Source organism: Synechococcus sp. RS9916, from assembly GCF_000153825.1.
In the GTDB taxonomy this organism is placed as follows: Bacteria; Cyanobacteriota; Cyanobacteriia; order PCC-6307; family Cyanobiaceae; genus Synechococcus_C.
Genome location: NZ_DS022299.1, coordinates 26768 through 38862, shown reverse-complemented (window position 1 = coordinate 38862; position 12095 = coordinate 26768). Strand labels below are relative to the sequence as shown.

Genomic DNA, 12095 nt, shown 5'->3' with positions numbered 1-12095 from the left:
GCGAGCGCAGATGGCCCAGGGCTATCACCCCTTCTGGTCCTCGGCAATCGCCAACCACTGCTGTGCCGGGCCTGGAGATTGCCAATGCAGAGCGAAGCGATGGGCCAAAGCCTCCCGCACCAAGGGCTGCACCTCGGCGACGGTGATGCCAGGAATCCAGTCGCTCAAACGCCCCACAGGCTTGCCCTTCAGCCCGCAGGGCACCACGGCAGCAAAGCCGCTCAGATCACCATCCACATTGAGGGCCAGGCCGTGCTGGGTGATCCAACGGCGACACCCCACACCAATGGCCGCCAACTTGCGGCCCTCAAGCCAAACGCCGGTCATCCCGTCGACCCGTTCACCCACCAAGCCCGTCTGCGCCAGCACGTCGATCACCACCTGCTCCAGCTGACGCAGGTACCAATGCAAATCGCATTGGCGGCGGCGCAGATCCAGCACCGGATAGGCCACCAACTGACCAGGCATGTGATGGGTCACCTCCCCACCCCGATCAATGCGATGCAACGGAGCAGGGGGATCCGCAAGGTCAAACAGCAGATGCTGCTCGGAAGCGCCCCGCCCAAGGGTGTAACAGCCGACATGCTGCAGCAGCCACACCGCCTCCGGGCACTGGGCGATGTCCGCTTCACTGCGAGCGCAGCCGTCGGCCTGCAACATGCCCTGCTGCCAATGCTGCTGCCACTGCCAGGCCTGGGTGAAATCCACCAACTGCTGCGGCTCAAAAAGAAATGCCGCAGGCGGCTGGGCTGCCTGGTTTGGCGTCTCTAGCTTGCAGATATCAACCGGCACCGGAGGGATGCCATGAAGCTTCTGATCCATGGTCGCAACCTGGAAGTGACAGCGGCTCTGCGGGAGTACACCGAATCGAAGCTTGAGCGCGCCGTTCAGCACTACGACGAGATGGTGGTAGAAGCGGATGTGCACCTCTCCGTGGCCCGCAACCCCCGGGTTCCGCAACAGACCGCCGAAGTCACCGTGTTTGCCAACGGCACTGTGATCCGCGCTCAGGAGCGCAGCGAAAACCTTTACGCCAGCATCGATCTGGTGGCCAACAAGCTCAGCCGCCAGCTGCGCCGCTACAAGGAGCGCCACAGCGATCACCACCACAGCCACGGCCACCGCGCCAGCACAACCCCCACCACCGAGGCGGTGCTGGATGACAGTGCCGTGGATGGATCCCTGCTCGACGGAAAGGAAGCCCATCTGCCCGATCCCGGCGTGCGGCGCAAGTATTTCCCCATGCCACCGATGAGCGTGGAGGAAGCGCGCCACCAGTTGGATCTGATCGATCACGACTTCTTCCTGTTTCGCGATGCGAGCAGCAAAGAACTGCAGGTGATCTATCGGCGCAACCACGGCGGCTACGGCGTGATCCAGGCGCGAGACTGACGCCAACCTTCCCTTTGCCATGACCCGCACGCCCCGACGGCAGGAGCTACCGGATCTGGCCCCCTTGATCCATCAGGCCCTGCTCGATCCGCTGCTGGGCCTCGAACGCCTCCAGGAGGGATGCGACACAGCCCGTCACTGCGGCTTCGGCGAGGTGTGCACCAACCTCAGCCAATTGGTGGCTGCCCGCGAGCGCCTGGGAGCCCCGGGGCCTACGCGACTGACTGCGGTGATCGCCTTCCCGTTCGGTGCGATTCCCACCCCCCTCAAACTCACGCAAGCGGAGTGGGCGGCCGAGCAGGGCGCGGAAGCGCTGGATGTGGTGCCGGCCATGCCAGCCCTGGCCGATGGCCAGGCCAATGCCTTCGCCGAGGAGCTGGCCCAGCTCTGCGCCATCGGCCTGCCGGTGACCGTGATCCTCGACATGGTGCGGCTCGACGACGACCAACTGACCCTGGCAGTGGAAGCCGCCATCGATGCCGGAGCCGCAGCTGTGCAGAACAGCAACGGGTTCGGTGGTGCCGCGACAGCGCAACAGATCCAGCTCCTGCACAGCCTCACCCGTGGGCGCTGCGGCATCAAAGCCGCGGGTGGCGTGCACACCCTTGAGCACTGCGGCGCCCTGGTCGAAGCGGGCGCCACCGCTCTGGGCACCAGCAGTGGTCCGCAGCTGATCCAGGCACTGCGCACGCCGATGAGCAGCACCAGCAGCGGCCACAGCGCAGATGGCTGATCGCCGGCTTGAGGGACTGGCCCTGAAGGTGGGGCCACTGGGGGAACACGACCGTCTGCTCACCCTGCTGAGTGACCAGGTGGGCGTGATCCGACTGGCGGTACCCGGAGCCCGGAAACCCAAAAGCAGTCTGGCGGGTGCTGTTCCCCTCACCCAGCTGGAACTGCAGGTTGTCGGTCGCCGCGGCCTGCCCCGGGTCCGCCAACTGCGCGTACAGCACAACTTCGGGGCCGTGGGGCAACGGCTGGAGACCCTGGCTGGTGCCCAGGCCCTAGCGGAATTGTGCATGGGCCTCGTGGAAGACGATGACCCCCTCAACGGCCTGCTGGACGCCGTGGTGATTCATCTGGAACGGCTGGAAGCAATTAGCCGAGGCCCCGATGACGGCAGCCTGGCCCTGGCCAGCAGCGTGCAGGCCTGCGTGCATCTGCTCGCTATCGGTGGCTACGGATTGCCGTTGCAGAGCTGCTGTCGCAGCGGCGCACCCCTGATTCCACCCATCGGGCAATGGGACTGGCGCTGCAGCCTGATCGCCGATGAGGGCATCGCCATCGGCAGCCAACCGGGTGCAGCGGTGCAGCTCAATCCATCGGAGCTGGCCCTCCTGCAGCGTCTACCCCGGGCTGAACTCCCCCGGCGCCAGGACGGCGAACTGATGGGCCCCCAAGCGGTGTGGCTGCGCTTACTGGCGGTGGTGGAGTGCTGGATCCGCTGCCACCTGCCCAGACCGGTGCGGTCCCTAGGGATGCTGCGGGAGGCCCTGGTCCTCCCCACCGGTGGAGACGCTGAGCGATCATGAGCCGGTCTCCCCTGGGATCTTGAGCGGACCTTCCATCTCCAGCCCGGAACCGGCCCTGCCCACCGGCAATAACCCCGAAGGCGGGCGCGGATTGCAAGCTGTGCTGCGCCTGAATGATTTCCGCAAGCTATGGATCGGACAGATCTTTTCCCAGCTGGCGGACAAGTTCTACATCGTGCTGATGGTCTTCCTGATCGATCAGCACCTGATGATCACCTCGCAGCAGGGCGGTGTGCTCGCAGGTGTGGCTTCGGATTACGGCCTCGACATCAGCACCCGTACCCAGGTGATCACGCTGCTGGCGACAGGCATTTTCGTGGCAAACACCCTGCCAGCCATGGTGCTGGGCAGCGTCGCAGGCGTGTGGGTCGACCGCTGGCCGAAACGGCGGGTGATGGTGGCCTCCAACGGGCTTCGGGCCCTGATGGTGCTGTTCACCCCCCTGTTTCTGATTCCGGGGCCCCACGTCCTTGGCCTGCCCTGGGGCTACTGGGGCCTCTTGGCCATGACCTTCGTGGAGTCGGTGCTCACCCAGTTCTTTGCCCCGGCAGAGCAAGCGGCCATCACCCTGCTGGTGCCTAATGAGCATCTGCTGGCAGCCAACTCGCTCTACCAGACCACCAGCATGGGAGCGACGATCGTTGGCTTTGCCCTCGGAGAACCGATCCTGCGGGGCCTCGACCATCTCCTCTCTCTGATCGACATTCAGGGCGGCGAATTCCTGCTGCTGCCCTTCTGTTACGGCATGGCAGCCCTCAGCCTGCTGACCATCCGCCACCGGGAACAAACCATCCACCACAACGGTCGTTCGGTGTGGCACGAGATTGGCGAAGGCCTGCAGGTGCTCAAACGCATCCCCACGGTGCGCAACGCCATGGTGCATTTGGTGCTGCTTTACAGCCTGCTGGCTGCCCTTTACGTGCTGGCCCTGCAGCTGGCTGGCCTGATCAAAACCCTTGGCCCTTCAGGCTTCGGCACCCTGCTAGCCATGAGCGGCTTGGGGATGGCATTGGGTGCGGTGGTGATTGCTCAGCTAGGCCACCACTTCGACCGGCGCCGGTTATCGGCAGCAGGCCTGGGGACAATCACGTTTTCATTAGTGCTGCTCAGCCAGTTCAAAGGCTCCCTCAGCAGCACCCTGGCCCTGTGCGGAATTCTTGGCGTTGGCGCCGCACTCGTGGCGATCCCCGCCCAGACCACGATCCAGGAGGAAACACCTGAATCCCAGCGGGGCCGGGTGTTTGGCCTGCAGAACAATCTGATCAATATTGCCCTCAGCCTTCCGCTCGTTCTGGCAGGAACGTTGGTCAGCAGCATTGGTCTCACCCCCGTGCTGTGGCTGCTGGCGGTGTTGGCCCTGATTGCGGCCCTGCTGGAGCGGCCATGGCAGCGCTGCTAGTTTGCTAAATCAGAAGCGGGAACGACAGAGCGGGTGGCCCACATCGCCTGGCTGGGAAAGAAATCACCGTTCTGCGGCAACGTCACCTATGGCTTGAGCACCACTGAGGCGCTTCGCCAGCGGGGGCATCAGACCAGCTTCATCCATTTCGACAACCCGGGTTCGCCTGGCAGCAGCAACACATCTCTGCTGGCCAATGACCCTGATGTCAGCCTGCCCTATCTGGTCAAATCGCAGGTCTACACCATCCCTTCGCCTCGGGCACAGCGTGAGCTGCGCGAGTCCCTCGAGCGCCTTCAACCGGATTTGGTGCACGCCAGCCTGACCCTGTCGCCCCTGGATTTCCGCCTGCCCGACCTCTGCCAGCAACTGGGGGTTCCGTTGGTGGCCACCTTCCATCCGGCGTTTGATGCTGGGCTACGCAACCTCACTGCGGGCACCCAACAGCTCACTTATCAGCTCTACGCCCCGGCACTGGCCCGCTACGACCGGGTGATTGTGTTCTCCGAGATCCAGGCCGATGTGCTGGCGCGACTCGGCGTACGAGAGGACAGGCTGGCGGTGATTCCCAATGGTGTGGATCAGGAGCAATGGGCTCCAGCCAGCCCGAGCATCGATGCGCTCCATCACGGAGGCCCTTCTGCACGAGGACTGTCGTCAGCAGGCCTGAGCGAACGCCAGAAGGTGCGGCAACAGTTGGGCAATCAGCGCATCTTTCTCTACATGGGGCGGGTGTCGACAGAAAAGAACGTCGAAGCCCTGCTCAAAGGTTGGAAGTTGGTCAATCCCGCCGGCTGCATATTGGTGATCGTGGGTGATGGCCCGCTGCGCGCCACCCTGCAAAACACCCACACGACCGACAACGTGGTGTGGTGGGGCTATGAATCCAACCTCGACACGCGCGTGGCGCTGCTGCAGGAAGCGGAGGTGTTTGTTCTACCCAGCCTTGTGGAGGGACTCTCGATTGCCCTGCTGGAGGCCATGTCCAGTGGCTGCGCCTGCCTGGCCACCGATGCCGGAGCCGACGGGGAAGTGCTGGCGGACGGCGCCGGCATCGTGCTCAGCACCCAAGGGGTGACAACGCAATTGCGCACCTTGCTGCCGGTTCTGCGGGACCAACCTGTGCTCACGGCAGAGCTGGGGCGCCGCGCCCGCGAGCGGGTGCTGGAGCGTTACACCCTCAGCCGCAACATCGACGCCCTTGAGGAGCTGTACAGCGGCCTGCTCGCCGCCCCCATAGCGGCCTGATCAGCGCAAGTTGCGGCCATGCTCAGCCGCGGCCACCACAGCCTCGATCAGAGCGGATCGAAGACCCGCCTGCTCCAGGCGACGGATCGCGGCCATCGTGGTTCCTCCAGGGGAGGCCACCATGTCTTTGAGCTGGGCCGGATGAAGTTGTTGCTCGTGCAACAGAGCAGCGGTGCCCGCCAGCGTGCGATTGGCCAGGTGCAGAGCCTGATCACGGGGCATCCCAACGGCCACAGCACCGTCGGCCATGGCCTCAGCCATCATGGCCACATAGGCCGGCCCCGATGACGTGAGGGCCAGAAAGACATCAAGCCGTTCCTCGGGTAGCTCCAGCACCTCGCTGACGGGGGAGAAGAACGCCTGCACCCGTTGCTTGTGCGCGTCCGTCACCCCCTGGCCCCAGGCCAAACCGGTGAGACCTGCCCGCACCAAAGACGGGGTGTTGGGCACGGCCCGAACACAGACACGCCCAGGGAAGGACTGTTCCAGCCGCTCAAGGGTGATCCCCGCAAGGACTGAAATCAGCAGGGGTGGCTCTGGTCCCTGCACGGCAGGTGCACTCGCTGCCACTTGGTCCAGTTGGTAGGGCTTGATCGCCAGCAGCTGCACGGGCGCCGTCCAAGCCGCTGCGGCGCGGGAATCCGACGCTGACACAAGGTTGAGATCCCCAGGCAACGATGCCGCCAGGCGATCCGCCGTGGCTTGCTGACCCACCACAGCGATCACATCAGCCGCGGCAGGGTCGTTCTGCTCCAGGAGGGGCAACAACAAAGCCTGAGCCATGCGGCCCAGGCCAATCACGCCAAGAGAAAGCGTCACAGACGATCAGCTGATCACTGCTCTCAGAGTGCCGCAGCGCTGGTTTCACCCCAAGCCGGAGCGGGAGCGACGCTGGCCTCAGCGGAAGCCTGCTCCACATCCTTGGTCACCACAGTGGGGGCAGAAGCCTCGTCCTGGCTGGCATTGGTGACCGTGACGCAACTGGGCGCAAACAGGAAAATGCTTTCACCCACCCGCTCCTGGTGACCATCAATGGCGAAGGTGCCGCCGGCCACGAAATCAACCGCACGCTGGGCCTGATCCGGCTCCATCATCGTGAGGTTGAGGATCACTGTTTTGCGCTCGCGCAGCGCCTGAATGGCACGGGGCATCTCATCGAAGCTGCGGGGCTCCATCAGGGTGACCTCTGCAGCATTGGTGCTGATGCCAGGCATGCCGATCACATTGGAGCTGCTGCTAGAAAACGGCTCGCTGTCGCCAAAGGGATTGCCGCTATCGAGAGGGGCCAACGCTCCTCCGATGGCATGGCTGGCGCCATGGTCGGCTTCCAACTCTTCGCCGGTGTCGTAATCGAGATCGTCGTAATCACCGTCGAGATACTCATCGCCAGCAACAACAGCACGAAGGCGGGAAATCAGCGACACCGGGAGACTGCAAAAACCTTGACCCTGGATAGCGCTCCGATCCGTGCCGAGCAAGCGCTTTGAGCCATTTCAATTGTTTCAATTCCAGCGCTTATGCCGGGAAATTCACAACGCCTGGCCGTGCTCCAAACAAGCCAGACCCCACCCGCACCCAGGTGGCGCCTGCGGCCGCCGCCTCCGGCCAGTCACCGCTCATTCCCATCGAGCATTCGCGCAGGCCAAGGCGATCGGCAAGCGTCCGGCAGTCGGCAAACAACGCACTGCGCTGCTCTTGCGAGCATCCCAGCGGCGCCATGGTCATCAATCCCGTGAAACGCACATGGGGAAGAGCCTGGAGCTGGGGCCAAGCGTCCGTCAGAGCCTGAGGATCCCAGCCACCCTTCGCCGGGTCAGGACGCATCTTGACCTGCAGAAACGCCTCGGGAATCACCCCCTCTTCGGCTGCGATGCGATCCATTCTCTGCGCCAAAGCCAGGGAATCCACGGAATGGATCACGGCAAAGGCGCGCACCACCGGGCGCACCTTGTTGGCCTGCAGGCGACCAATGAAATGCCAACGGATCTGCACCAGGTCAGCCAGCTGCTCCTGCTTGGGCAGCGCATCCTGCACGCGGCTCTCACCGAAATCCACCTGGCCCAGTTCAGCCAACTCACGCACGGGTGCTGCCGGGTGGCCCTTGCTCACCGCCAACAAACGCACACCCTCGGGCATCTGGGTCTGCAACGCTCGCCAACGCTGGGCTCTCTCCTCCAGTTCGTTCGGCATCACCCGGTCAGCGTTCAGATGAAAGTCTGGTTAAAAAGCTCCTTCCAACGCTGATGCTCCTCCAGCCCATTCCGGCGGCTGCGCGCGAGATTGATCTCAGCGTGGTGGCGAGCATCCTGAAAGGGAATGACCTCAAACTGCGCGCCCCGAGGCTGCAGCGTGACCAGGAAATACATGCGCTGCGCATACAGCGTCGCGTAGACGTCCCTGCCTTCTCCCGCAGGCGCGACGCGGTAAAGCATGCCGAAGGTGGGGTGATTGAGGTAACGCTCGGCTGTCACGCACCCAACGGTGAACTTCAGAAGGAACCGTACCTCCCACGCAAGCCAAACATAAGCAGCAAAAGAGCCCCTCCCAACCAGTTCAGTGGCCTAACTCCAGCTGCAGCAAGGCTGCTGGGCCGAAAATATTCATAAGGCAACCATTGGCCTCCACGGGCCAGAAGCGCTTCAGCACCCTGCTCAGCCCGCAGCAAAATATTGGCCAGCAGGCGCTCTCCCACCGCCAGCACCAAGCCGAACGAAGCCTTGAGGCCCAATCGTTTGAGATTCACCGCCCGACTGGCAAGAGAGCGCAGCAGGTTCTGAAGTTCTTCCTGCACCAGAGGCAAAAAGCGCAGAGCAAGCAGAAGCTGAAAGCTGAGCCGATCCACCGGCAGACCGAGGGCAGCCAAAGGCGATAGAAACCAGCTCAAAGCCCAGACGAGATCTTCGCTGGGGGTGGTGAGCAGCATCAGGTTGACGCTGTGGACCAGCGTCAGAATCAACGTGGCACTGTTCAGCCCCAGCTCGGCGGAACGCCGATTCACCACAAGCGGACCGAGGCTGAAGCCACCGAGCTTGAGAGGGCCCAGCCGCAGCAGTTCCCATGAGGGCATGGATGGCAACGGTGCCGTGAGCTCCTGGGGCGGACGCACAGGAAGAACGGCCGGCGGAGCCCCGGTGGGCAGCAAGGTGGCCAGCAGACCTGCAAAGACGGCCAGCACGGTGAGCAGCGCCAGAGATCGCCACCACACCCGCACCGGCACACCACTGCACAGCGTGATCAGCAGCAGCAATAGAAGCAGAGAAACGCGCCAGACCGGCCCAGCCAACACCGGGGTCAGCAGAAACATCAGCACCCAGCCCAGCTTCAGGCGAGGATCAAGCCAACGCAGCCAACCGGCTTTGCCATCGACGAACTGGCCGATGGGGATCTGTCGCAACCAGTCCATCGCTCAGCTGGAGCGGCTCTGCTGACGGGCAAGATCGCGCTCGGCGTCGCGCTGTTGCTTGCCGCGCCAGAACAATTTCAAAGGGGTGCCCTCAAAGCCAAGGCCTTCTCGGATCTGACGCTCCACGTAGCGGCGGTAGGTGTCTCCGAACAGCTTGGGATCATTCACGAACAACGTGAAGCTCGGTGGGCGGCTGGCGACCTGGGTGCCGTAATACAAACGTCCTTGACGCCCCCCGCGGGTGGTGGGTGGGCTGCGCCAGCTGAGCGCTTCCTTGAGCACCTCATTCACAACAGACGTGCTCACACGACGGCGATGCTGCTCGACCGCTAGCGCTGCAAGGGCAAAGATGCTGTCAACCCGTTGACCGGTCAGGGCCGAGGTGAACAGCATCGGCGCCCAGTCGAGGAAATACAGCTTGGCGCGGAGCTCTTTTTCCATCGCCGGCATCGTGTGGCTGTCTTTTTCAACGGCATCCCATTTGTTCACCACCACCACGCAGGCGCGACCTTCGTCTTCGATGCGTCCCGCCAGGCGCTGATCCTGTTCGGTCACCCCATCAAGGGCATCGATCACCAGCACACACACGTCGCTGCGTTCAATCGCCTTGAAACTGCGGTTGATGCCAAAGAATTCCGGGCCGTAGTTGACGCTGCGGCGACGGCGAATTCCAGCGGTATCCACCAATTTCCAGGGCATGCCCTGGCGCTCGATGTTGGTGTCGATCGTGTCGCGCGTGGTGCCACGGATCGGGCTGACGATCGCGCGCTGTTCACCGCAGATGGCATTCAGCAGACTGGATTTCCCCACATTGGGCCGACCGACGATGGCCATCTGGATCGGCTCATCCCCCTCTCCTTCTTCATCCTTCGGGGGAAGGAAGGTGAGCACCTGATCAAGCAGATCACCCGTGCCAGCACCATGAATGGCGGAAATCGGGTGGGGCTCACCCAACCCCAAACTCCAGAACTCCGCTGCCATCGCCAGACCCTGATCCGGCGACTCACATTTATTGACCGCCAGGAGCGTCGGGCAGTTCTGGCTGCGCAACCATTCCGCAATCGACTCATCGGCGGCCGTCATGCCTTGCTGGCCATCGACGATCACCAGCGCGACACAGGCCTCAGCCATGGCCAGATTCGCCTGCTCACGGATCTCAGGCAGAAACTCGCTGTCGTCGTCGAACACCAACCCGCCGGTGTCGACCACTTTGAATTCACGATCTCCCCAGTAACCGTCCTGATAGGTGCGGTCGCGGGTCACACCGGGCTCGTCATGCACAATCGCCTCTCTGCTCCGGCAGAGACGATTCACCAGCGTTGACTTGCCAACGTTGGGGCGACCGATGATGGCAACGACCGGACGCGCCACGAGATACCACAAAAAAGAGATGTCTTGACCCTACAGAGGCACGAAATGCAAAACCTTTCCGCTTGCGACACGTGAGACGCAGTTGAGACAGCTAGGGATCGGGCAGCTCCCTCCGCCGGTCTGGCGGTTCTCTCCATGATCGAACTGATCGCCTCGCTGGTGGTAGACCTCTCCGACCAGAAGCTCACCGTCTACGACCACAACGACCAAGTGGTGCGTGTGATTCCTGTGAGCACTGGCAAAGCCAGTACCCCCACCCCCACGGGCCTGGGCGCAGTTCGCACCAAGTACCGCTCGGTGACCATGCGCGGACGCGGCTATGTCGCCCCTGGGGTGCCCTATGCCATGTGCATCACCGCAAACGAAATGATCTGCCTGCATGGGGCCCCCTGGCAGGAAGATGCCGGACAGGCCTTCGGGGTGCCCCGCAGCCATGGATGCGTGCGCATGCCGACCGCCCAGGCGCGCTGGTTGTTCGAAAACACCCGTAAAGGGACCGAAGTGCTGATTCAGCTCTGAGCGTCCAGCGATCTGACCATCCACCGATCGGAAGTCAAACGATTCAGGCCGCCATCGATCAACTCACCGGCAGATCTCCGGGATGACCGCAAACGGGATTGGAGGGTGGATCTAAGGGGTCAGGACAGGGCCCCTCCTCGAGGAGGGGTTCACTGCGCTCCGCAAGCCAGGCCAGAAGCCAATTCACGGCCGTGGCTCTGCGGGTGCGGCGGGGATAGAGCTCACCAATGGTGTAGCCCTTAAAACCCATCTGCTCCTTGAGCAGTTGCTTCAGGGGCTTGGGCACTGAACGGGTCAGGGCCACCGATGCTGGCCGTGTGGCAATCACCTCCGGCCCCTCGGGAAAAGCCTCACGCCAACTCTCAGGGGTGTCTGGGCCGGCACGCCAGGGGCCACCGCCATCGTTCTCCGATGGGCGCTCGTAGCCAAGCCGCTCCCAGATGCGTTCTGCCACAAAACGATCACTGGTGCGGTCCTCCAGGATCTGCTGCAGCAGAGCACGACTGAGAGGCCAAAGAGGCACCTGAGCTTCAAGGCGAGGGCCTTCATCGTTTCATGCATCCAGGCGACAGACAGCCCACCAACCCACCCGATAAGTTCAGGGCATGTATGTCGTTGACACCACCCTCTCCGCAGGGACTCGCGTCACCACCGAATGCTCGCTGCAGAAGCTGGTGTTTCCGCTGCCTCCTGACCTGCAACGCAAGGTGCGCAAGGACCAGCGCAAGTTGATGGGCAAAGAGGCTGCATCGATGGCGCCATTGCCCTGGGATCGCGACGGCCGGGTGACGTTCACCTACAGCGCCAGCTCTCAGCGCAGTCAGCCCCTGTTCTGCGATCGGCGCGATGAACCGCTGCCACGCCGCAGCCGTCAGCAGATCCATACCGGCCAACCCGTGCGACTGTCGCTGCGCCAGGTGCAACGAGGCGGATCCAGGCCAGGCACGCGACTGGAAGTGCTCAAGCTGCAGTTGTTGCTGGTTGATGCCCCCGCAGGCAAAAACAAGCCCGCAAGCCCCCACAGCATTCAGACCGTGCCTCTTGCACTGCCTGTCGATCTGATGCAGGAGGTGGAACGGCTCGCCAAGGCTGACGAATGGTCGGTGTCGGCCTGGCTGCGCAATGCCATCGAAAGCCAGGTGAGCCGAGCGCAACGGGAACGCGACAACCGGCGTTCGGCGGCCTAAATCCCGATCGCGAAAGGCTGGCATCGAGAGGGAGAATGACGTCT

The 12095-nt window shown here is 63.2% G+C and carries 15 protein-coding genes; 7 read left to right on the top strand and 8 right to left on the bottom strand.

What is annotated here, in order from left to right:
- Positions 1-24: 24 nt before the first annotated feature.
- The gene (gene lipB / locus RS9916_RS00220) at positions 25-792 is read right to left on the bottom strand and encodes a lipoyl(octanoyl) transferase LipB (protein WP_038022935.1); all 768 of its coding nucleotides are present in this window, start codon (positions 790-792) and stop codon (positions 25-27) included.
- A gap of 12 nt (positions 793-804) precedes the next feature.
- Between lipB and hpf the strand changes: the two genes are divergently transcribed.
- The 5 genes from hpf to RS9916_RS00195 are packed head-to-tail and all read left to right on the top strand — an operon-like array spanning position 805 to position 5571.
- Positions 805-1392 carry a ribosome hibernation-promoting factor, HPF/YfiA family gene (hpf, locus tag RS9916_RS00215; protein WP_007097099.1) on the top strand — a complete coding sequence of 196 codons (588 nt, stop codon included), beginning with the start codon at positions 805-807 and terminating at the stop codon, positions 1390-1392.
- 19 nt (positions 1393-1411) lie between these two features.
- The gene (gene deoC / locus RS9916_RS00210; protein WP_007097098.1) at positions 1412-2125 is read left to right on the top strand and encodes a deoxyribose-phosphate aldolase; all 714 of its coding nucleotides are present in this window, start codon (positions 1412-1414) and stop codon (positions 2123-2125) included.
- Complete coding sequence (locus RS9916_RS00205) at positions 2118-2924, top strand: DNA repair protein RecO (protein WP_007097097.1); 807 nt, start codon at positions 2118-2120, stop codon at positions 2922-2924. The genes deoC and RS9916_RS00205 overlap by 8 nt, the downstream gene beginning before the upstream one ends.
- 19 nt (positions 2925-2943) lie before the next feature.
- Positions 2944-4323: an MFS transporter gene (locus RS9916_RS00200; RefSeq protein WP_083773073.1), complete on the top strand. Its 1380-nt coding sequence runs from the start codon at positions 2944-2946 to the stop codon at positions 4321-4323.
- A gap of 33 nt (positions 4324-4356) precedes the next feature.
- Positions 4357-5571: a glycosyltransferase family 4 protein gene (locus tag RS9916_RS00195; protein WP_007097095.1), complete on the top strand. Its 1215-nt coding sequence runs from the start codon at positions 4357-4359 to the stop codon at positions 5569-5571.
- Here RS9916_RS00195 and proC read toward each other — a convergent pair whose 3' ends face one another.
- The 6 genes from proC to der all read right to left on the bottom strand — a co-directional run bounded on the left by proC (position 5572) and on the right by der (position 10345).
- Entirely contained in the window at positions 5572-6390 is an 819-nt protein-coding gene (gene proC, locus RS9916_RS00190; RefSeq protein ID WP_038022930.1) for a pyrroline-5-carboxylate reductase, read from the bottom strand. It abuts the gene before it with no gap.
- A gap of 23 nt (positions 6391-6413) precedes the next feature.
- Complete coding sequence (locus tag RS9916_RS00185; RefSeq protein WP_007097093.1) at positions 6414-6995, bottom strand: cell division protein SepF; 582 nt, start codon at positions 6993-6995, stop codon at positions 6414-6416.
- 91 nt (positions 6996-7086) lie between these two features.
- Positions 7087-7761, bottom strand: coding sequence for a YggS family pyridoxal phosphate-dependent enzyme (locus RS9916_RS00180; protein WP_007097092.1), 675 nt, complete (start codon positions 7759-7761; stop codon positions 7087-7089).
- A gap of 14 nt (positions 7762-7775) precedes the next feature.
- Positions 7776-8042: a PipX family protein gene (locus RS9916_RS00175; protein WP_007097091.1), complete on the bottom strand. Its 267-nt coding sequence runs from the start codon at positions 8040-8042 to the stop codon at positions 7776-7778.
- 17 nt (positions 8043-8059) lie between these two features.
- On the bottom strand, positions 8060-8974 hold the full coding sequence (locus tag RS9916_RS00170; protein ID WP_007097090.1) for an energy-coupling factor transporter transmembrane protein EcfT: 915 nt from the start codon (positions 8972-8974) through the stop codon (positions 8060-8062).
- Between the two features lie 3 nt (positions 8975-8977).
- Positions 8978-10345, bottom strand: coding sequence for a ribosome biogenesis GTPase Der (gene der / locus RS9916_RS00165; protein ID WP_007097089.1), 1368 nt, complete (start codon positions 10343-10345; stop codon positions 8978-8980).
- 135 nt (positions 10346-10480) lie between these two features.
- On the opposite strand from der, the gene RS9916_RS00160 reads away from it, so the two are divergent.
- Positions 10481-10864, top strand: coding sequence for a L,D-transpeptidase (locus RS9916_RS00160; protein ID WP_007097088.1), 384 nt, complete (start codon positions 10481-10483; stop codon positions 10862-10864).
- A gap of 58 nt (positions 10865-10922) precedes the next feature.
- Here RS9916_RS00160 and RS9916_RS00155 read toward each other — a convergent pair whose 3' ends face one another.
- Positions 10923-11387 carry a DUF1823 family protein gene (locus RS9916_RS00155; protein WP_007097087.1) on the bottom strand — a complete coding sequence of 155 codons (465 nt, stop codon included), beginning with the start codon at positions 11385-11387 and terminating at the stop codon, positions 10923-10925.
- An 82-nt stretch (positions 11388-11469) separates the two neighbouring features.
- On the opposite strand from RS9916_RS00155, the gene RS9916_RS00150 reads away from it, so the two are divergent.
- Positions 11470-12051, top strand: a complete 582-nt coding sequence (locus RS9916_RS00150; RefSeq protein WP_007097086.1) for a hypothetical protein — start codon at positions 11470-11472, stop codon at positions 12049-12051.
- The last annotated feature ends 44 nt before the right edge of the window (positions 12052-12095 follow it).